A 20777-nucleotide genomic window follows, 5' to 3' on the forward strand; every position below is an offset into this window, starting at 1 on the left:
AGCGGGTGCGAGAACGCTGATGCATGCCGAGCGTCATTGCGAGCGAAGCGAAGCAATCCAGGAATCGTCATATCGCGCGATTCCTGGATTGCTTCGGCGCGTTGCGCCTCGCAATGACAGGCAGACCGTTGGGCCCGACCATGTTGGGGATGCCCCCCTTCGCCCAACCGACCATCTCCGCTCGTCATTCCGGGGCATCGCGCAGCGATGAGCCCGGAATCCATACTCCCGATCGTGGGTATGGATTTCGGGTTCAGCCCTGTGGGCTGCCCCGGAATGACGATGCGGAGAGAATGTAGATCAATGACTGAGACTGCAGCAGAACGCCGCCTGCCCGCCTCAGTCGATGCGCGAGAGCACGGCGAGCTTGCGGATGCCCTTGTTCTTGTAGGCATCGAGGAACGCGGAGTAGTCGCGGAACGAGACGCAGCCGTTGGAGTCGCCGTTCGGCCCGAGCATGAAGGTGTGCGCCAGCAGGCCGTTGCGGCCGTGGATCGCATCCTCGCCGCCGATCGGGTTGAGCCGCAGCGCCGGCACGCCGTGGAACAGCGCCTCGCGCGGCTTCAGTTCGTAGATGTGCGGCGGCGTGACGCCGCGCATCTTGACCTTCTCCGAGCGCGGATCGTCGAGATTGTCGCCGAGGCCGGAATGCGCTTCGAGCTTGGTACCGTCGGGCAGATACACGGCCTTGGCCGAGATGTCATAAACCGCGGTGCTGGTGTCGTAGGGCGGCCGGCCGCCTCGGGTCGGATCCTTGGTGATGGTCGCGGTGATGCTGGCGTCAGCCGAGGCATAGGCGAGCAGCCCGCCGTCCTGGTTCTCCGGCTTGCCCCAGAGCTTTTCCTGGATCGAATGGCGTTCGCCGGTGATCGAGAGCACGGCGGCCTTGGCGCGGTCGGTCATCGACCGCAGCGAGAATCCGTTCTTCGGCCCACTCGCCTCGGCGCCCTGCGAAGGCGTCGCGGCCTGCGCCGGCGGCTGCTTGGGATTGGGGTTGGCCAGCGCCAGCTGCATCGGCGGCCGGGCGTCCTTCTTCGGCGCCTCAGCGACCTTGGGAGCCTCGAGCGGTTTCGGCGCGGCCTCGGCGAGCCTGGGCAGTGGCGGCGTTCCGCTGGCGGCGTTGGAGGCCACGCCCTGCGGCACGGCCGCACCGAAGCGGTCGTTGAACATCTGCGGCGTGATGGTGGCGACCGTCGCCGGCGCCGCGACGTCCGGGAAAGCCGCGAAGGCATCGCCCACGGCGTCGGAGGCGCTGCGCGCGACATGGCGCGGCGCCGGACGAACGACGGGCTCCTCGTGCTCCGCGCTGCCCAGCGTCGGATAAGCATCGGCCGCGATGATCTTGGTATAGACCGTGACGGCGCAGCCTCCGATCAGGCAAGCGACTGCCACGCCACCGATCAATTTGTGAGAGAACGCGATCAGGGAAGACTTCCTGCGGTTTCGTGCGGTCAACACAACTCGACTGTTACTCATTCACTCACGCCCGAACGAATACTCGAAAACTCTCACTCGATGCGCCACGGACACCCGCTTTGCATCTCGCAGAAGCACAGAGCTTCATTAAGGCGACTTTTAGTTAAATGCTGATTAAGTTTTGGCAGACTAAGGGCGGGTTAACCATGGGGCCCTGTTTTGCCGGCAAAGAGGGCGGAAACAGGGCAAAATCGGGTACGGACCCGAGAAAACGGCTCCGTAAAACTCCGATGTCGCAGGGCCTTTACTCTGCGCAGATCAGTAAAACATCGCAGGCCACGTTAACGATTGAGCTTCGGCAGCGCTGTGCGGTCGATGACCTCCCGCCTGGGCATGCCGACGACATCAAGACCGTCGTGCACGATGGTCGAGAGCCCCGATCCGGGTGCGCCCTTGCTGGTCTTTTCGACCCCGCTGAAAATCGTGACCACGCAGAGCGGCGCGTCGGGCGACCGTATCGCGCGGAGCAGACCGGGCGGGATCGAGGCTCGGGCACAGATCGAGCGGACCAAATCCGTGGCAGTCCGCCCCTTCCGGAGCTGTGCGACCGGCGGCAGTATGGTAGAGGCAATGATTCCCAGCAACATTCTGCCGGCAAATCGTACCGCGTCCGCTGCCTGCCGACACGACTCACGAGGAGCCTACATGCAGACCGCCGAACGCAAGCTTGCCTTCGTGCTGGCCTCGTCCAATCACGGTACGATGATCGTCAACCGGCTCGACTATCGCATGGTCGACGCCAACCGCGGCTACGGCGTCGGCTTCCAGATCCTCACCACCGGCGCCTTCGATCCGGGCGAGGTGCAGCTCGCCGTCCGCCTGCTCGGCTTGCGCCGCAGGCACCATGGCGATGGCGCGGTCGCGATCGACTGTGGCGCCAATATCGGCGTCCACACCATCGAATGGGCGAAGGTGATGACCGGCTGGGGATCGGTGCTCTCGATCGAGGCACAGGAGCGGATCTACTACGCGCTCGCCGGCAATATCGCGATCAACAACTGCTTCAACGCGATCGCTATCCATGCCGCGGTGTCGTCGGAGCGCGGCGTGCTCAACATTCCGAGCCCGGACTATCTGACCCCGTCGAGCTTCGGCAGCCTCGAGCTGCGCCAGCGTCCCAACACCGAGTTTATCGGCCAGGCCATCGACTACACGGACAACACCGTCGAGGTGCGCAAGCTGCCGCTGGACGATTTCAACCTGCCGCGCTGCGACCTGATCAAGCTCGATGTCGAGGGCATGGAGCTGGAGGCGCTCGAAGGGGCCGCGGCAACGATCGAACGCTGTACACCGATCATGCTGATCGAGAAGATCAAGACCGACGCGGACCAGTTGCGGCAATGGCTCGAAAGCCGCGGCTACAAGACCATCGACGCCGGCATCAACATGGTCGCGATCCACGGTCAGGACAAGGCGCTGGCGGAGATCATTCCGCAGCAGGCCTGAGGCGCGTGTTAGCGCTGCAGCTCCGGCGGAGGGGTGCGATCGACGATCTCGCCCCTCGGCTGGCTGAGCGCGTAGAACGCGTAGGTTTCGATGGTCAAGGGCCCCCGCCGGCGCGCGGCCTCGCCGACCTTCTCGACGCGAGCGAAAGTATTGCTGACGTAAAACCGCATTCCGATCTGCGCCTCATCCACGAACAGCTGCGTGCCGGTAAGCTTGCTCGGATCCGGCTCCGGAAAATTGACCCAGCGGATGCGCTGGATCGGCTGCAGCACGCAGGTCCCCGGCGGCAGGTAGAAGGACAGCCACGCGGTGGTACCATAATCCATCGCGAGCACGCAGGAGGCGCCAGCGCGAACACGGGCCGCTTCGATCGCGGCGGCCAGCGGACGCCAGCCGACCCCGACGCTGCGCACGGTGGCGTCGCGCCGATAGCCCGACAACCAGCCGGTGTCGGCCTGCACGATCAGCGCGACGAACATCACGACGCCGGCGGGCATCGCCCAGCGCAGGCAGAACGCGACGGTGCGCTGCTCGCGCGGCTGCCAGGTGACGAGATGGGCGGCAGCCGCAGCGGCCACGACGAAGGCCGGATAGACCGGCGCAAACCAGTTGGCCTCGACGCGAGCATGCAACCCATGCCAGAAGAAATAGGCCACGATGACCCAGACCATGGTCTCGATCAGGACGCGCGAGGCGGCCTCGCCAGCCTTGCGCCGCGCCAGCGCATAGAGCCCCATCACACCGAGGATGAAGACGAGCGGCGTGGCGAAGGCGAACTGGGTCGGAACGAGCTCGGCGATGTAGACGGGACGGAAATCCTCGATCCTGGCGCGGCCGAGCTGCTTGATGAACGACACCCACTGGTGATCGGCATTCCACAGGATCACGGGAGCAAAGATCGCAAACGCAACCGCGCCGCCGAGATAAGGCCAGGGCGACGCCAGCCAATGACGCATTTTCGGCACGGCGAGCAGCCAGATCAGGATCGCCGCGCCGAAGAACATCGCGGTGTATTTCGACAGCAGCGCCACGCCAACGGCAACACCGAGCGCGAGCCACCAGGCGCCCCTGCCCGTCTCCAGAATCTTGGCGCAGAAGAACAGCACGAAGCTCGAGGCCACCAGCAGCGGCGCGTCGGGTGTCACGATCAGCGTGCCGACGGCGGCCATCAAGGTGACGTTGAGCAACAGCGCCGCGGTCGCCGCCACGCGCACGCTGCCGAACAGGATCTGCGCGGTGCGATAGAGCGCATAGCTCATCGGCAGGCCGAGCAGGATCGAGACCAGCCGCACGCCGAACTCGGTGGCGCCTGCGATCATGGTGCCGGCGCGGATCACGACCGCGACCATCGGCGGATGATCGTAATAGCCGCCGGCGAGATGCTTCGACCACATCCAATAATAGGCTTCGTCGAAGGTGATCGGCGTGACCGCGGCGGCGATCAGCCTGAGCACGACGAGGCCGGCGATGGTCAGCCAGACATTGCGGACCAGCCGGGCGTCGTCGGCGCCTGCCGCAGCGATCATCGCTTGCGCCAGACGAACAGTCCGGAGATCGCGTAATTCCAGACCACGCCCATCAGCGCGCCGGCGGCTCCGGCCAGCCACCAGATCGGCTCCTGGTCGTAGACCGAGAAGGCGACGCCGACATTGGCGAGCAGGCCGACCGAACAGACCAGATAGAACGCGAGCAGGCCGCGCAGGATGGCAAAGCCCTTCAGCCGCTGGTCGCGATAGGTGAGGAAGTTGTTGAGGATGAAGTTCGAGGTCATCGCGATGAAGGCGCCGAGCGCCTGCGCTTCCGCGAACGGCAGGTCGAACAAATTGAGACCGAGAAAGAGCGTGGCCAGATGCACGAACAGGCCGATGCCGCCGACCATGGCGAACAAGAGGAAGCGCAGCGACACCACGTCGTTGGTCATCTTGGCCAGTACGAGGCCGAGAAAGTCGAGCGCGACCATCGAGTCGAGCTTGCTCTCGCCATGCAGGCGCGAGCCGAAGGTGTAGGGAATCTCGACCGTGCGCAGTCCGCCGTCAGCGCTGGCGACGATATCGAGCAGGATCTTGAAGCCCTGCGTCGACAGCTTCGGCGCAATCTGTTCGAAGCGGTCGCGGCGGATCATGAAGAAGCCGCTCATGGGATCGTTGACCTCGACCTTGAGCGCGCGGCGCGCGATCTCGGTGGCGAAGGCGCTGGCGCCGGCGCGCTTGGTGTCGAAGCTCGCCGCGCTGCCGCCCTCGATGTAGCGGCTGCCGACGACGAGCTCGGCCGCGCCGCTCTGCAGCAGCGACAGCATCTTCGGCAACTGCGTCTCGTCATGCTGCAGGTCGGCGTCGATCACGGCCGCAAAAGGCGCGCTGGCCGCCAGGATGCCCTCGATGCAGGCGCCGGACAGGCCGCGGCGCCCGACGCGGCGGATGCAGCGGACGCGGCTGTCGCTGCGCGACAATTCGCGCACCACCTGCCAGGTGCCGTCGGGGGAGTTGTCGTCGACAAATACGACCTCCCAGGGCACGTCCTTGAACGCCGCCTCCAGCCGCCGGTACAGCGTGGTGACATTGTCGCGCTCGTTGAAGGTCGGGACGACCACCGAAACGATCGGAATATCAACGGTTTGCAGGGGCACTGGCGGGGCCGGTCGGATGGCTTCGTTCATGGTGCGGATGCGTATATCTGCCGCATCCAACACTGCCAAGCGCAACAGCCCTGGGGAGGTGCAAAAAGGCCGGCCTGTGGTGCCGCCGTGCACCTCTTGGGACGACGAAGGCCCAAAATGCCAACGACCACAAACAAAGGGCGCGCGTACATCCGGCGCAACCGCTCTGCCGTGGTCGTCTCGGTGCCGGAGCCCCTAAGCTCGACGTCACCGTCCCCCGGTAAATGGGGTGTCGCGGCTGGAATGCAAGGGGCCCTCGCGGCCGTAGCCCGGATGACCGCCAGCGACATCCGGGGTCCCACGAACCGCGCGGAAGAACCCGGATGTCGCTGCGCTCATCCGGGCTACGGATTCCGCCTAGTTTGGAACCTCGCGGACGACAGGTCCACGCACGGCCGGGGCCACAGGCACCGTCTGCACCTGCGTCGGCGGCACCTCCACTCTGGCGGGCTGCATCGAGCGGGCCATCGGTCCGACTGGAACATAGTAGAAGGCAGCCGCAAGCACCGCGGCTGCGACGATCGCGCCCAGAAGGCCGCCGACCGATTCTGCTCTCATGTGCACATCTCCCCTACCCGCCCCGTTCCCTGGATACACGAGGCGCCGGACGGCTGGAAGAGCCCGCCGCGCAACAGCACTGAACTGGCCAGGACCGCCGCAGTTGACTACTGTCCCTACCGCAACACCCCTCCTCATCGGCAACGGAACAACTCCGTGAGCAAAGCTCCTGCACGCGCTTCGCAATCCAAGAACCACATCTACATCGGCATCGGCGGCTGGACCTTCGCGCCCTGGCGCGGCGTGTTCTATCCGGACAAGCTGCCGCAATCGAAGGAGCTCGAATACGCCGCCTCCAAACTGACCTCGATCGAGATCAACGGCACCTATTACGGCTCGCAGAAGCCGGAAAGCTTCCGCAAATGGGCCCGCGAGGTGCCCGATGGTTTCATCTTTTCGCTGAAGGGACCGCGCTTCGCGACCAACCGCCGCGTGCTCGCCGAGGCCGGCGATTCCGTGAAGCGCTTCTACGACACCGGCGTGCTCGAGCTCGGCGACCGGCTTGGGCCGGTGCTGTGGCAGTTCGCGCCGACGAAGAAATTCGACGAGGCCGATTTCGGCAAGTTCCTCGAACTCCTGCCGCGCGAGATCGACGGCCGCAAGCTGCGCCACGTCGTCGAGGTCCGGCACGACAGCTTCTGCGTGCCCGGCTTCGTCACGTTGCTGCGCGAGTTCGCAACGCCGGTCGTGTACGCCGAGCACGGCAAGTATCCGGCGATTGCCGACGTCGCCGCCGACTTCGTCTATGCCCGGCTGCAGAAGGGCAATGACGAGCTTGCGACCTGCTATCCGCCGAAGCAGCTCGATGCCTGGGCAAAGCGGCTGCAGCTCTGGGCCAGCGGTGGCGAGCCGGACGATCTGCCAAGGGTCGACGACAAGGCGCTGAAGAAGACGCCGCGCGACGTGTTCGCCTATGTCATCCACGAGGGCAAGGTGCGCGCGCCGGCCGGCGCGATGGAACTGATCGAGCGGGTGAGCTGAAGCACGAGGCGCATATGGCCAAGACGAAGACGCTGTTCACCATCGGCTACGAACAGACGCCGGCCAAGGCGGTGCTGGACGAACTGCAGTCCGCCGGCGTCAAGCTGCTGGTCGACGTGCGCGCCGTGGCGGCGTCACGGCGGCCAGGGTTTTCCAAGAGCCAGCTCGCGGCGGGGCTCGACGAGCGCGGCATCGGCTATGTCCATCTGCGCGGGCTCGGCACGCCGAAAGAGGGCCGCGAGGCCGCTCGCAGCGGCCATTACGACACGCTACACAAGATCTACAACGCGCACCTCAGGACGCCACAGGCGAAGGAGCAGATGGACGAGCTCGCTTCGCTGGTGAAGAGCGCCGGCCCCGTGTGCCTGCTGTGCTACGAGCGCGACCACGCCCATTGCCACCGGCAATGGATCGCCGAGATCATCGAGGATCGCGACCAGGTCAAGGTGAAGAACCTGGTCGCGCCTCAGTCCTAGCCGCTAGTCCGCGGCGCAGGTGAAGGACGACGCCTGCTCGACGTCGCCGCTGGTGTATTTGGCGAATTTCGGCCACGGGCACAGCGGCCGCGTCCGCTGCGGGCTCCAGGTCGATGGCAGCTCCTTGTTGGCCGTATTGACCGAGGCCGTGATCGCCTCGGGCGCCCGGCCCTTCTCGACCCAGTCCACCAGCGCGCCCAGCGCATCGAACTTCTCGAGCGTGATGCCGCCGCCGCAATGGGTCTCACCCGGCAGCGCGAACAGACGCGCGAACGTATCGGCCTTGCCCTGCACATTGGCATCGAGCTTCTCGTACCAGCGGATGGTGTCGTTGATCGAAAACACCGGATCCGCCTGGCCGTGATAGATCAGCATCTTGCGGGCGCCGCCCTGGAACGCCGGCAGGGTCGGATTGTCGACCGCGGGCGGCGCCATGAAGTCCATCGCGGACTCCGTGAACGGGCCGTCCTTGGCGTAGATCTTCGGCGCATCCTTGTCGAAGTCGTAGGACTGCAGCTTCTCGACCAGCTTGTCGGGCGAACCTTCGATCTCGACCGGCGGCGTCGAGAAGATGTAGTTCAGCGAGGCGCCGCCCATGGTGGCGATGATCGGAAGATTGTTCCAGGGCGCGACCGGGCTCTCGACCTTCCAGGCGCGCCAGTTGCCGGTGCCGACACCGCCATCGACCGGCCAATCCGAGTAGAGCGGCTCGCCCTTGGAGTCGTGCGGACCGGCGAAGCTCGTCTTCAGCGCATCCACCTTGGCGGCCGGCAGGCAGGCCTCAGTCGCTCCAGCTGCGCAGCGCAGGCTGTCAAAATTGAAGGCCTTCTGGCAGGCCTTCAGGTTCGCTGTCAGCCCGTCCTTGGCGCCGTCGAGCCCGTCGCAGACCTCGGTGATCTTCGACGAGATCAGCTTGGCGTCCTCACGGGTGATCGACTTGCGGATGTCGGCATCGGCCTTGGTCAGCGCCTGCACGTCCCAGGCGTGCTGCACGGCCGCGCGCGGCAGGTTGAAGCCGGGATTGCCGACCAGGAAGCCGTCATATTGCTCGGGCATCCGCTCGGCGGCGACCATGGTGTGGCGTCCGCCATTGGAGCAGCCGGCGATGTAGGAGTAATCGGGCTTCTTGCCGTAATGCGCCGAGATGATCGCCTTCGCGATCGGCGCCAGCGTGATATCGGCCGCATAGCCATAGTCGCGCCGCGCCTGCGGATCGAGCCCGAACGCCGAGCCCCCCGCCAGCCCGCGCTGCTTGTTCGCGGGATCGTTGCCGGAATGGCCGCTATCGGACGATAACACGGCAAAGCCGCGCGCCAGCGGCGTCACGCCGCCGCTGACCAGACCATCGGCCTTGTCGCCGAGCGCCGGCACGACGACGCCGTCATTGCCGCCATTGACCTGGTGCAGGAAGCGACCGTTCCACGTCTCCGGCAGGCGTATTTCAAACTGGATTGCATAGGCGTGGCCGTCAACGCCGGTGCGCTCGTTGACTTTGCCGGAGAGAATGCAATGCCGCGGCAGGCCGTCGGCGGCTTCCTGCAGCTTCGATCCCGTCAAGGTCAGCCCGGAGACATTAAGTGCCTCGGCCGTCACCTTGCTGCAGCCGGTCTCCTCGGCCTGCGCAGAGCCCATGGCGGCCGCGCAGACGAGGCCCAGTCCAACCACAAACGACGCCCCGGTTCGGATCATGCATTTCCCCTGATTATGCTGTTCGTTGGCGCGCAGTTAAACGCGGGGAATGCGCAATGTAAATCGCCGAGATCAGGCACCACAGCGCCCGCTTCATTGCAATTGCCACACCTCGAACGGGCGGTCATAGCCTCGCACCGCAACCTCGCCATGGAAGACGGCATCGCGCGCCCCGTCTCCAGCCGCTTGCCGCACCTCGGCCGAGATCAGCAGCTGCGAATCGAACTCCTTGTTCAGCGCCTCCAGCCGCGAGGCGAAGTTCACGGTATCGCCGATGACCGTGTATTCCTTGCGTCGCGGCGAGCCGATGCTGCCGGCCACGACCTCGCCGAGATGGATACCGATACCGATCCGCAACGGCCAGGACGATGCCGTGTTCACGCGCTGCATTGCAGCCACCATCTCGCGGGCGGCTTCGACCGCCTGCGCCGCGGCATCCTGGGATTCGAACGGCGCGCCGAACAGCGCGAGAAAGCCATCGCCGAGGAATTTGTTGACGATGCCGCCGTGGCGCTCGAGGATTTCGACCAGGACGGCAAACGCGCCGTCGAGACGGTCGACGACCTCCTGCGGTGTCTTCGAACGGGAGGCCGCGGTGAAGCCGCGGAAATCGACAAACATCACCGCGACATGCCGGATGTCACGCGCTTCCGCCGTCCCTTCCTTCATCAGCCTTTCCACGACCTGGGGCGAGACGTGCTGACCGAACAAGTCGGTCACGCGGTCGCGCGCGGACGCGGCCTCGATGCTCGCGGCGAACTGGCGTCGCAGCTGCACGCCGACAGCACCCGCCAGAATGCCGCACAACAGAATGATGAAGCTCCGCTCACCGTGATAGTAGATCTCGGGATTCTGGCTGACATCGATGGTCGGCCGGTTCACCAGCGCCACGGTTAGCAATTCCGCCGCGGCGACCAGGCCGGTGAAGCTCGACAACCAGAAATCGAGGCGAAGCGTGGAGAGAATGATGAAGATGAAGTAGACCAGCGGCGTACCGAAGCCCAACGCCTTCTCTGGCCCGATACCCTCGATCTGCAGGACCAGCACGAGAGTGGGCAGCGAGGTCTCGACCAGGGCACTAACATAGCGCCAGACGACCGGAACATCCCGGCCATGACGAATGTCGGCCTTGATCCTGAAGAGAACGAGGGTCTCGAAAGCAATGAATGAAGGAAGGATCGTGTAGATCGCGAGGACTCCTATCCTGCTTGGCCAGATCCACTTCACGATTTCGGGTGCGAAGATGTCGGTCGATCCGGATATCAGCAGAAAGAGCGCTGCCGTCGCGATCAGTGCCTTCACGCGCAGCAGCTCGGTGTTCAACGTCTGACGCATGAGCGCCTGGTTGAACTCTGCCGACGCCCCCGCCGGGTCTTCGCCAGCTTTTCCTGCCCCCGAGATCTGCATGCTGCCCCAGCTGTTTCTACCGCCGGGCGGCATTGTGCCTCAATCGAGGGTGCGGCGGAAGCGCATCACGGCGACCGTCATCGCGAACAGCATGAGGCCGAACAGGGCGATGGTGTCGTGCTGCAGGTTCGGCAAGGTCGAGCCCTTGAGCATGATCGCGCGCACGATGCGCAGGTAATGCGTCAGCGGCAGGCACTCGCCGAGAACCTGCGCCCATTGCGGCATGCCGAGAAACGGAAACATGAAACCGGACAGCAGGATGCTCGGCAGGAAGAACATCATCGACAGCTGCATCGCCTGCAGCTGGTTCTGTGCCAGGGTCGAGAAGGTGTAGCCGATCGACAGATTGGTGGCGATGAACAGGGTCGAGAGCAGCGCCAGCAGAAGCAGGCTGCCGAAAATCGGGACGCCGAACAGCAGCACGCCGATGCCGATGATGATGGAAGCCTGAAGGAAGCCGACCAGCACGTAAGGGATGATCTTGCCCAGCATGACCTCGACCGGCGTGATCGGCATCGACAGCAGACTTTCCATCGTGCCGCGCTCGATCTCCCGCGTCACCGAGAGCGCCGTGAAGATCAGCATCGTCATGGTCAGGATGGTGCCGACGAGGCCCGGCACGATGTTGAGCCGCGACGAGGCCGCCGGATTGTAGCGCGCGTGAGCCCGGATCTCGAACGGCGGCGCAACCGGGTCTCCCGTGTACAGATCATGCGCGAGTGCGGTTTGCACGATCATGCCGAGCGAGGACAGCGCCGAGGACGCGGCGACCGGGTCGGTCGCATCGGCAGCGACGAGCAGCGCCGGACGATCGCCGCGGCGGACCGCACGCTCGAAGCCGCGCGGGATCTCGACGCCGAACAGGACCTTGCCGGACAACAGCAGGTCGTCGAACTCGGCGACGTCGCGAACCTCGCGGGTGAATCGGAAATAGGCCGTGTTCTCCATCGCTTTCAGAATGGAGCGCCCGAGATCGCTGTCCTCCTGCAGCAGCACCGCCGCCGGCAGATGGTGCGGCGTCGTGTTGATGGCATAGCCGAACAGCATCAGTTGCATCACCGGGATCATCACGATCATCGCGAACGACACCCGGTCGCGGCGCAGCTGGATGAATTCCTTGACCAGCATCGCATAGGTGCGGCGCCAGAAGCCGAACCGCGGCTCCGACGTCGCGTCATGGCGGGTGCCCGCGTCGCTCATTGGAAATTGTCCCGGGAGCGATTCATCAGGTCGATGAAGACGTCCTCGAGCGACGGCGCGGCGGGCTGCCAGCGGAGCCCCTCCTTATTGCGCCATGGCGCGATCGAACCCTCCAAAGCCGTGCGGTCGCGACCCGACACGTGGAGGCTGGTCCCGAACGGCGCCACCATGTCGACGCCTGGCTTGCCCGCGAGTCCGGCCGCAAGCTCGCGCAGATCATCGCCGCTGACCGTGTACGTCGTCAGCTCGGACTGCGCGATCACCTCGGAGACCGTGCCATGCGCCAGCAAATGACCGTAGGCGATGTAAGCGATCTCGTGACAGCGCTCGGCCTCGTCCATGTAGTGGGTCGAGACCAGCACGGTCAGGCCCTCGCCCGCGAGCGCATGGATCTCGTTCCAGAAGTCGCGGCGCGCCTTGGGATCGACACCGGCCGTCGGCTCGTCAAGCAGCAGCAGTTGCGGATTCGGCAGGGTGCAGGCGCCGAGCGCCAGCCGCTGCTTCCAGCCGCCCGACAGTTCACCGGCAAGCTGCCCCTCGCGCCCGGAGAGCCCGAGCCTCTTCACCATGTCGCTGGCCGCCTGGCGCGGATCCGCCATGCCATAGAGCCGGGCCACGAATTCGAGATTCTCGCGCACCGACAGATCCTGGTACAGGCTGAAGCGCTGCGTCATGTAGCCGACGCGGCGCTTGATCTTGTCGGCATCGCGGCGGATGTCGAAGCCGAGGCAGCGGCCCTCGCCGTCATCCGGCGTCAGCAGACCGCACAGCATGCGGATCGTGGTCGTCTTGCCGGAGCCGTTCGGACCGAGAAAGCCGTAGATCGATCCGCGCCGCACCTGCATCGACAGATCATGCACGACCTCGCGGCCGCCGAACGACTTGGTCAGTCCCTTCACGTCGATCGCGATGTCGGCTTGCGCTGTCCCGTTCATCGCTTGTCCGCCACCGGAGTCTTGGGTTGCGCATAGATGCTGACGGGCTGGCCGACGCGGAGCGCGTCTGGCCGCGAGGGCCGGGCCTGGATCAGGTAGACGAGCTTGTTGCGCTCATCGAGGCTGTAGATGACCGGCGGGGTATACTCCGCCGCGGTTGCGAGGAAATAGACCCGCGCCGTGAGGTCAGCAGCACAATTGTCGCAGCTGACGCGGACCTCGTCGCCAATGGTGAATTTCGGCAGATCCGTCTCCGGCACGTAGAAGCGCAGCTTCATGTTGCCGGGCGGCATGATCGATAATACCGGTCGCTGCGCCGCAACCATCTCGCCTTCGCGAAAGTAGATCTGCTGGATTGTGCCCGCGACCGGCGCGCTCCCCCTGCGGCGCGCCAGCCGGGTCTGCGAGGTCACGACATGGGCTTCCGCGACGCGGAGGGCCGAGACCGCCGAATCGAGCGTCGCCTGCGTCCCCGCCCCGGTCTTGCTCAAGGCCGCGGCGCGATCATAGGTCTGCTGCGCATTGGCGAGCGTCGCCTTGGTCTGGTTGAGATCGGCCTGCTGCAGATCGTCATCGACCGAATAGAGCGGATCGCCCACCTTGACCTCGTCGCCCTCGCGGACGTTCAGCTTCGTGACACGCCCGGCCTCGTCCGGACTGACGAAGATCATGTCGGCCTCGACCCAGCCCTGATAGCCGGGATCGCGCGTTTCGTTGCAGCCGTTGAAGGTGAAAGCCGTAACCAGCACGGCAAGGCAGTGCAGCAGGCTCATGTCGGCCTCCTCGCGCCAAAGATCAGATCGAGATGAGTGTGCAGCATCGCCTCTGCGTCGAGCGGCGCATGATGCTCGAACAGGCTCTTCCAGATCACCGCGACCATCATGGGCGCGATCATCAGTTGCGGAAACTGTACGAGCTTGGGCTCGCGGATCTCGCCGCGCGCGATCGCAAGCTGGATCAGGCCGCGCATCGCGGCGAGGCCGCGGGAGACGACCTCGCGGTAATAGAAGTCGGCGATCGCGGGAAAGCGCGGTCCCTCCGCGATGATGAGACGCACGAGATCAGCCCGCCGGGTGCCGGCGACCTCCTGAAGGAACATCTTCGCCAGGACCTCGACCATGTCACGCACCGAGCCGCTCGGCGGCGGCGGCGCGGCGAGACGGCTGACGAAGGGCAGGATCGCGGTGCGGATCAATTCCTCGAACATCGATTCCTTGTCCTTGAAATGCAGATAGATCGTGCCCTTGGCGACGCCGGCGCGCCTGGCGATGTCGTCGAGCCTTGTCGCCGCAAAGCCGCGTGCAATGAACTCGTCCATCGCGGCCTGGACGATGGCCGCGCGGCGCTCGGCAGCGCGATCGGCCCGCGATGCGGCCGTGCCGCCAGCTCGCGCCTTCGAGGCACGAGTCCCGCCCCCGCTCGATTTGGATGTCCTCTCCGGCATTCTTACTTTATGACTGACTAGTCAGTCATTGTCAATGGCATCCGATCGACACGGGGGCCGGGTTGAGGGGGAATCGCCCGACGGCGGCGAGCAGGAAAAAGAGGCGCGGAGTGGTCCTCCGCGCCGGTGGCTCGCCTAAGGACCTGGCGCGTTGCCGGTCAGCTGAAGTCGAGCACCACGCGGCCGTCGATCTTTCCGGCCTTCATGCGATCGAAGATCGCATTGATCTCCGACAGCGGCGCCGTGGTCACCTCGGCCCTCACCTTGCCTTCGACGGCGAAGGCGATGGCTTCGTCGAGATCGCGCCGCGTGCCGACGATGGAGCCGCGCACGGTGATGCGCTTCAGCACGACATCAAAAATAGGAGTCGGGAATTCGCCTGGCGGCAGACCCACCAGAGCGACGGTTCCCTTGCGACGGACCATGTGCAACGCCTGCGCAAAGGCCGGCGTGGACACCGCCGTGACCAGCACGCCATGAGCTCCTCCCCCGGTGATCTGGATCACCCGCTCGACGGCATCCTTGTCCAGCGCATTGACGGCATGCTCGGCCCCCGCCTCCAGCGCCAGCTTCAGCTTGTCCTCGGCGATGTCCAGTCCGATCGCCTTCAGGCCCATCGCCTTCGCGTACTGGATGGCGACATGGCCGAGACCGCCGACGCCGGAAATGACAACCCATTCGCCCGGACGCGTATCGGTCTCCTTAAGGCCCTTGTAGGTCGTGACACCGGCGCACAGGATCGGCGCAATCTTGGCGAAGTTGACGTTCGCAGGAAGGCGCGCGGCGAACGCCGCCGACGCGATCACATATTCCGCGAAGCCGCCGTTCACGCTGTAGCCGGTGTTGTGCTGGTGCTCGCACAGAGTCTCCCAGCCGGTCTCGCAATATTCGCAGCGCAAGCAGGCATCGTGCAGCCACGCCACGCCGACGGCATCGCCGACCTTGAAATCGGTGACATCCGGTCCGAGCGCGGCAACGATGCCGGCCGCCTCGTGGCCCGGAATGAACGGCGGCACCGGCTTCACCGGCCAATCGCCGGAAGCCGCATGGAGATCGGTGTGACAGACGCCACAGGTCTTCACCTTGACGAGAAGTTCGCCCCGACCAGGCACGGGAATCGGGACGTCCTCGATGACGAGCGGCTTGCCGAAGGCTTTGACGACGGCGGCTTTCATGGTCTGCATCTGTCTGCTCCTCGTGTTGAGGCGCAAACTAACGAGAGCTATGTCTGCCGGTCTTGATCGGTATCAAACCATGCTGCCGCACTATTGCGCAGCATGTAACGGTTTCATGACATCGCCGATGGCACGCGGCTGGTCTCACGCGTGAAACTTCAGCCCATCGACGATCTTGTCCGCCACCTTGCGTTCGGCACGAAATGCCAATCCCACCAGGTTGAGATCCGTGCGCACCACAGCCCTCACCGCGGCGCGGTTGGCCTCGTCATGCGTCGTCTTGAACATGTCCTCGGTGTAGAGCGCCGGCTTCACGTTACGCGACAGTGCGCGATCCAGCGCGCGCGACAGAGCAGCGCCGTCCGGCGCGCCGTAGATCAGGATCGGCTGACCGATCAGCGCGTGATAGGGCGTCGCAGAGCCGTCCTCATAGGGCGCGCCGATACATTCGGGAAACGCGGCGGCGATGCCGCTGGCGAGAAACGCCGCCACGTTGAGCTTCTGCCAGGCTTCGAGATCGGTACGAATGATCAGCGCGATCTTGGTGTCGAATTGCATGTCGCTTCCATAATCCGATGTACGCGAACGCCTGGAATAGCCGATCTATTCCGGGCGTGCAGCGTCAAATCGACAGCGAGTGCCGTGGACGTTGGAACTCAGGCCATCAAGCCTTGATCAGCCCTTGGCGTCGCAGACCCAGGCGCGGATCACGCACTCCTTGCCACCATATTTGTAGCATTCCCTGGTCGCATCGTTGAGCGAGGTCGAGATCTTCGGCCGCACAGCGTAGCCATGGGGGCCACAGGGATTGGTGAGATCGATCGCGAACGCGGCACAGGCCTTCTTCATCGTCACTGCCGTGCATTCGCCCTTGCACTGCTTGAGCGCCGCGGCCTTGGCCAGATGCTCCGCCGGATAGTCGAAGGCCTGGCCATAGGCGGCGCACTGGCCGATAGCGAAGGCGCCGGCGGCATGCGCCGGGCTGATGACGTTGAAGGTCGCGACGCGCGCAGCACCGACGAGCACGGTCAATCCGAATGCAAACAGCGCGAGACGTCGCGCGGCGGTGGAAATGATCACCTTTTCCTCCCCGAGGCCCAATGTCGGCAAATCTAGCCGGGGGTCGTTGAAACTTGGTGAATGGGAGGTTGAGATCGGGACGCGCTCCCGCCACGCCGTCATTCCGGGGCATTCGCGCGCAAAATGGCGAAGCCATTTTGAAGCCACGCGAATGAGCCCGGAATCCATAACCACAGGGGGAGATGTTGGGAAGCAAGCTCCCACCACTTGTCTGCCTCACACGGTATCCTGTGGGTATGGATTCCGGGCTCGCGCTCCGCGCGCCCCGGAATGACGAGGAGAAAAGAGCGCGTAGCCGGCGAGAACTCCGCGGGCTACGGGACTTATCCCCGCCGCGCGGCCTCCAGCGCTTGCGGCGTGTCGATGTCGAGGAACGCGCCGTCGCCCTCGACCGGCACCTCGGCCACAGCCTCCGTGTGCTTGGCGATCAGGTGACGGGCGCCGACATCGCCGTCCAGCGTCATCAGCTCGGCGAAGAAGCGGCGCGACCAAAGCACCGGATTGCCGCGGCGGCCCTCCGCCACGGGAATGACGATCAAATTGCCGCGATCGGGGTCGAACGCGCCGATCAGACGGTCGAGCAGATCCGAGGACACCATCGGCATGTCGCCGAGGCAGACGACCGCCCCGTCCACGCCCGCCGGCACAGCGGCGATCCCGGCCTTCACGGAGCTCGCGAGCCCGCCGGCGAAGTCGGGATTGCGGACGAATCGGACATCCAGGTCGGACAGCGCCTGCTCGACCAGCTCGGCCTGGTGGCCGGTCACGACGACGACCTCGCTGGCGCCGGACGCCAGCGCCTGCTCGGCGACGATGCGCACCAGCTTCTTGCCACCGAGCTCGGCCAAAAGCTTGTTCGGCCCGCCCATCCGCGTCGAGCGGCCGGCGGCCAGCACGACCGCGGCGACCTTGCGTCCGCTCTCGGCCTCCGGCTTGGCGCGCGGCTGCGGCCGCGTCACGATCTCCATCAGCAGCCCGCCCACACCCATGGCGGTCAACTCGGCGCGGGTCACCTTGATGCCGGCGAGGAGCCGCATCAGCACCCAGTCGAAGCCGTTCTCGGCCGGAGAGCGAGCGCAACCGGGCGCACCCAGCACCGGCACGCCGCCAGCGCTGCCGATCAGCAACAGGTTGCCCGGATCGACCGGCATGCCGAAATGTTCGATGGCGCCGCCAATGCCGGTGATCGCGGCGGGAATCACGTCGCGCCGGTCGGCGATGGCCGAGGCGCCGAACACGATCACGAGCTGGGCACCGAGCCCCAAAAGCTCCTGGATCGCGGCGGCCAGCGCGGCCTGCTCATGCGGCACGCGACGCTCAGCAATGATCGTGGCGCCAGCCGGCGCCAGACGCTCGGCCGTCACGCGCAGAGTCTTGTCGATGACCTTCGATGCGAGTCCCGGAAGAAGCGTCGAGACCACGCCGACGCGCTTGACGACATAGGGCGCAATGCCGAGCGCGTCTCTGCCCGCGGCCGCCACGGCGGCATCGCGCAAGCGGCCCTCGACGCCGAACGGAATCAGCTTGACGGTACCGATCATCTCGCCCTCGACGACCGGCTTGAAGGCCGGCAGCGTCGCAAAGGTGATGGCCTCGTCGACGCCGTTGATGCGGTCGACGGCGGCGCGGTCGACCATCAGCACGCCGGCCTGCGCGGCAAACAGATTGGCACGACCGGTGAAGGCGCGGTCGACACGAATGCCTTCGCCCGCGACGACCTTGGCGATATCAGCCGCCGCCTCGTCCTCCGAGACATCGCCGGCTTCGAGCCGGACGACCACGATCTCCTTGACGCCTTCCTCGACCAGCGCGTCGACCTCGGCGGGACCGATCGTCGTGCCCTTCTTCAGCACCAACGATCCCTTGCGCAGGGTGTGCACGGTCACACCACCGATCGCCTCTTTCGGACTGGCCGGACCGAACTTCATGCCGCCTGGTCTTTCTCCTTGGGCAGCAGGCGCAGCGTGGCCGTGATCTGGGCCATGATCGAGACTGCGATTTCCGACGGTGACACGGCGCCAATCGCAAGCCCGATCGGCGCATGAATGCGCGCGATGTCGGCCTCACTGGCGCCCTGCCCGCGCAGCCGGTCGCCGCGCTTGGCGTGCGTTTTCCGCGAGCCCAGCGCGCCGATATAGAAGCAGTCGCGCGCGAACGCGTGCAGCAGGGCCGGATCGTCGATCTTCGGATCGTGGGTCAGCGCGACGAACGCGGTGTAGTGATCGACGTTGAGCGGCGGCAGCGCCACGTCGGGCCATTCGGCGATCAGCGGCACGTCGGGAAAGCGCTCCGGGCTCGCAAAGGCCGTGCGCGGATCGACGACGGTGACGTCGTAGCCGAGCGACTTGGCGATCGGCGCCAATGCCTGGCTGATATGGACAGCACCGATGATGACGAGCCGGGCCGTCGGAGCATAGACGTTGAGGAACAGCCGCGTGCCGCCCGCCTCCACCATGCCGCTCTTGCCCATCCGCAGATGCGCTGACAGCTCGTTGCGCAGGGGATCAGCGGCGATGTCGGCGGCCTTGACCAGGCGCTGCACGCCGGAGGCGACGTCGGTGACGAGAATGGCCGGGCGGCGCGCCGCGCGCTCGGCATTGAGTTCGGCAAGCGTCTCGCTCTTCATGCCTCAGCCCACCTTCTCGACGAACACGCGGATGGTGCCGCCGCAGGACAGCCCGACATTCCAGGCGGTCTCGTCGGCCACGCCGAACTCTAGCATCTTCGGCTGGCCGCTGGAGATCACGTCCAGCGCCTCGGTCACAACGGCGCCCTCGACGCACCCGCCGGACACCGAGCCCAGGAACGTTCCCTCATCGTTGATGACGAGGTTCGAGCCCACCGGGCGCGGCGCCGAGCCCCAGGTCTCGACCACGGTGGCAAGCGCGACACCGTGTCCGGACTTGTGCCAGTCCTCGGCAGCCTTGAGGATGTCTTCGTCGCGGTTGAGCATGGATATCTCCCTCTCAGGCGGCTGGCCGGATCACGTTGCGGCTATGCGCCGGCAGCGGCGACGACAGCGCCGAGATCAGCGCCTCGATCGACGTCAAGTTATGTACGGGGCGAAATTCGTCAACGTGGGGCAGCATGGTTTTGATGCCCTGCGCCTTGGCCTCGAAGCCGGAATAGCGCAACAACGGGTTCAGCCAGATCAGGCGGCGGCAGGAGCGGTGCAGCCGGTCCATCTCGAAGGCGAGCTTGGCGTCGGCCTCGCGCTCCAGTCCGTCGGAGATCAGGAGAACGATTGCGCCCTGCCCGAGCACGCGCCGCGCCCACTGCTTGTTGAAGGTCTGCAGCGAGGTCGCGATCCTTGTGCCGCCGGCCCAGTCCTCGACATTGGCCGAGCAGCTCGCCAGCGCCTCGTCTGGATCACGCTGGCGCAGCGACCGCGTCACGTTGGTCAGCCGCGTGCCGAACAGGAACACCGAGACGCGCTTGCGCGCGTCGGTGATCGCATGCAGGAAATGCAGGAACAGGCGGGTGTACTCGCTCATCGAGCCGGAGATGTCGAGCAAGGCCACGATCGGCGCCGGCTTCTCGAGCCGGCCCAGACGATGGAAGTTGATGATCTCGCCTTCGGTGCGCAGCGCCTGGCGCAGCGTCTTTCGCATGTCGATGCGGTGGCCGCGCGGGTCGGCGGTATAGCGGCGGGTTTTCAGCTCGGCCTGCGGCAGCCGCATCTTGGCGATGGCGCGCGCGACCTCGGCGATCTCCGCCGCGCTCATCTGCGCAAAGTCCTTCTTCTGCAGCACCTCGCGGTCGGACACCGACAGCCGCAGATCCTGCTCCTGGGCCTGCGGCTCCTCATGGGTGTGCGGCTGGGACATCGCCTCCTGGACCCGGCGCGAGGCCGGTGGCGGCTTCTTCTTGGCGTGGTCGGGCAGCGGCACCGAGTCGAGCATCGACTTCCATTCCTCGGCGGGACGGAAGAACAGGTCGAAGGCCTGGGCGAAGATCAGCGCATGCTCGTGGCGCTTGACGAAAATGGACTCGAGCGTGGTGAAGACGTCGGGGCGCTTGCCGATGTCGATCACCTCCAGCGCGGTCATGGCATCGATCACCGCGCCCGGACCGACCGGGAGTCCGGCAGCACGCAGCGCCCGCGCAAAGCCCGCGATATTATCGGCGATACCGCCCGTCGGCGGCGCGAGGTGATTGATGCTTGTAGGCATGGCTCTACCCCCTCGTCATTCCGGGACATGCGAAGCATGGGCCTGGGATCCATAACCACGATCGTGAGTATGGAGTCCGGGC

21 protein-coding genes are annotated in these 20777 nt (G+C 65.5%); 3 read left to right on the top strand and 18 right to left on the bottom strand.

Annotation, left to right across the window (positions count from 1 at the left end; all coding sequences use genetic code 11):
- Nucleotides 1–339 precede the first annotated feature (339 nt).
- Entirely contained in the window at nt 340–1476 is a 1137-nt protein-coding gene (locus LQG66_RS10225) for a DUF2778 domain-containing protein (protein ID WP_231326097.1), read from the bottom strand.
- A 281-nt stretch (nt 1477–1757) separates the two neighbouring features.
- A complete protein-coding gene (locus LQG66_RS10230) occupies nt 1758–2063 on the bottom strand; it encodes a hypothetical protein (RefSeq protein ID WP_231326098.1) in 306 nt (101 codons plus the stop codon).
- Nucleotides 2064–2121: 58 nt separating this feature from the next.
- Here LQG66_RS10230 and LQG66_RS10235 point away from each other — a divergent pair, with 58 nt between their 5' ends.
- Nucleotides 2122–2922, top strand: coding sequence for an FkbM family methyltransferase (locus tag LQG66_RS10235; protein ID WP_231326099.1), 801 nt, complete (start codon nt 2122–2124; stop codon nt 2920–2922).
- A gap of 8 nt (nt 2923–2930) precedes the next feature.
- Here the strand turns inward: LQG66_RS10235 and LQG66_RS10240 are convergent, their stop codons facing one another.
- From LQG66_RS10240 to LQG66_RS10250, 3 genes are all read right to left on the bottom strand, one after another.
- On the bottom strand, nt 2931–4448 hold the full coding sequence (locus LQG66_RS10240; RefSeq protein WP_231326100.1) for a glycosyltransferase family 39 protein: 1518 nt from the start codon (nt 4446–4448) through the stop codon (nt 2931–2933).
- Nucleotides 4445–5578: a glycosyltransferase family 2 protein gene (locus tag LQG66_RS10245; RefSeq protein ID WP_231326101.1), complete on the bottom strand. Its 1134-nt coding sequence runs from the start codon at nt 5576–5578 to the stop codon at nt 4445–4447. The genes LQG66_RS10240 and LQG66_RS10245 overlap by 4 nt, the downstream gene beginning before the upstream one ends.
- 357 nt (nt 5579–5935) lie before the next feature.
- The gene (locus LQG66_RS10250; protein ID WP_231326102.1) at nt 5936–6136 is read right to left on the bottom strand and encodes a hypothetical protein; all 201 of its coding nucleotides are present in this window, start codon (nt 6134–6136) and stop codon (nt 5936–5938) included.
- 156 nt (nt 6137–6292) lie between these two features.
- Between LQG66_RS10250 and LQG66_RS10255 the strand changes: the two genes are divergently transcribed.
- Nucleotides 6293–7117 carry a DUF72 domain-containing protein gene (locus tag LQG66_RS10255; RefSeq protein WP_231326103.1) on the top strand — a complete coding sequence of 275 codons (825 nt, stop codon included), beginning with the start codon at nt 6293–6295 and terminating at the stop codon, nt 7115–7117.
- 14 nt (nt 7118–7131) lie between these two features.
- Nucleotides 7132–7593 (top strand): DUF488 domain-containing protein, encoded by a 462-nt coding sequence (locus LQG66_RS10260; RefSeq protein ID WP_231326104.1) that lies wholly within the window; start codon nt 7132–7134, stop codon nt 7591–7593.
- Nucleotides 7594–7596: 3 nt separating this feature from the next.
- On the opposite strand, the gene LQG66_RS10265 is transcribed toward LQG66_RS10260, so the two are convergent.
- The 13 genes from LQG66_RS10265 to LQG66_RS10325 form a co-directional block, all read right to left on the bottom strand.
- A complete protein-coding gene (locus LQG66_RS10265; RefSeq protein ID WP_231326105.1) occupies nt 7597–9282 on the bottom strand; it encodes a tannase/feruloyl esterase family alpha/beta hydrolase in 1686 nt (561 codons plus the stop codon).
- A gap of 93 nt (nt 9283–9375) precedes the next feature.
- Nucleotides 9376–10689 carry an adenylate/guanylate cyclase domain-containing protein gene (locus tag LQG66_RS10270; protein WP_231327739.1) on the bottom strand — a complete coding sequence of 438 codons (1314 nt, stop codon included), beginning with the start codon at nt 10687–10689 and terminating at the stop codon, nt 9376–9378.
- A gap of 39 nt (nt 10690–10728) precedes the next feature.
- Nucleotides 10729–11889, bottom strand: coding sequence for an ABC transporter permease (locus tag LQG66_RS10275; protein ID WP_231326106.1), 1161 nt, complete (start codon nt 11887–11889; stop codon nt 10729–10731).
- Nucleotides 11886–12824, bottom strand: a complete 939-nt coding sequence (locus tag LQG66_RS10280) for an ABC transporter ATP-binding protein (RefSeq protein WP_231326107.1) — start codon at nt 12822–12824, stop codon at nt 11886–11888. The genes LQG66_RS10275 and LQG66_RS10280 overlap by 4 nt, the downstream gene beginning before the upstream one ends.
- Nucleotides 12821–13597: an HlyD family secretion protein gene (locus LQG66_RS10285; RefSeq protein ID WP_231326108.1), complete on the bottom strand. Its 777-nt coding sequence runs from the start codon at nt 13595–13597 to the stop codon at nt 12821–12823. The genes LQG66_RS10280 and LQG66_RS10285 overlap by 4 nt, the downstream gene beginning before the upstream one ends.
- Nucleotides 13594–14268, bottom strand: coding sequence for a TetR/AcrR family transcriptional regulator (locus LQG66_RS10290; RefSeq protein WP_231326109.1), 675 nt, complete (start codon nt 14266–14268; stop codon nt 13594–13596). The genes LQG66_RS10285 and LQG66_RS10290 overlap by 4 nt, the downstream gene beginning before the upstream one ends.
- Before the next feature lie 158 nt (nt 14269–14426).
- A complete protein-coding gene (gene adhP, locus LQG66_RS10295; protein WP_231326110.1) occupies nt 14427–15452 on the bottom strand; it encodes an alcohol dehydrogenase AdhP in 1026 nt (341 codons plus the stop codon).
- Between the two features lie 135 nt (nt 15453–15587).
- On the bottom strand, nt 15588–16001 hold the full coding sequence (locus LQG66_RS10300) for a DUF2000 family protein (protein WP_231326111.1): 414 nt from the start codon (nt 15999–16001) through the stop codon (nt 15588–15590).
- 117 nt (nt 16002–16118) lie between these two features.
- The gene (locus LQG66_RS10305) at nt 16119–16523 is read right to left on the bottom strand and encodes a DUF4189 domain-containing protein (RefSeq protein WP_231326112.1); all 405 of its coding nucleotides are present in this window, start codon (nt 16521–16523) and stop codon (nt 16119–16121) included.
- 323 nt (nt 16524–16846) lie between these two features.
- Nucleotides 16847–18451 (bottom strand): NTP transferase domain-containing protein, encoded by a 1605-nt coding sequence (locus tag LQG66_RS10310; protein WP_231326113.1) that lies wholly within the window; start codon nt 18449–18451, stop codon nt 16847–16849.
- Entirely contained in the window at nt 18448–19149 is a 702-nt protein-coding gene (locus LQG66_RS10315) for an XdhC family protein (RefSeq protein ID WP_231326114.1), read from the bottom strand. Before LQG66_RS10315 ends, LQG66_RS10310 begins: the two co-directional genes overlap by 4 nt.
- Nucleotides 19150–19152: 3 nt before the next feature.
- Nucleotides 19153–19476, bottom strand: a complete 324-nt coding sequence (locus tag LQG66_RS10320) for an XdhC family protein (protein ID WP_231326115.1) — start codon at nt 19474–19476, stop codon at nt 19153–19155.
- Nucleotides 19477–19489: 13 nt separating this feature from the next.
- A complete protein-coding gene (locus LQG66_RS10325) occupies nt 19490–20695 on the bottom strand; it encodes a vWA domain-containing protein (RefSeq protein ID WP_231326116.1) in 1206 nt (401 codons plus the stop codon).
- Between the last annotated feature and the right edge of the window lie 82 nt (nt 20696–20777).

This window comes from Bradyrhizobium ontarionense (assembly GCF_021088345.1).
GTDB lineage: Bacteria > Pseudomonadota > Alphaproteobacteria > Rhizobiales > Xanthobacteraceae > Bradyrhizobium > Bradyrhizobium ontarionense.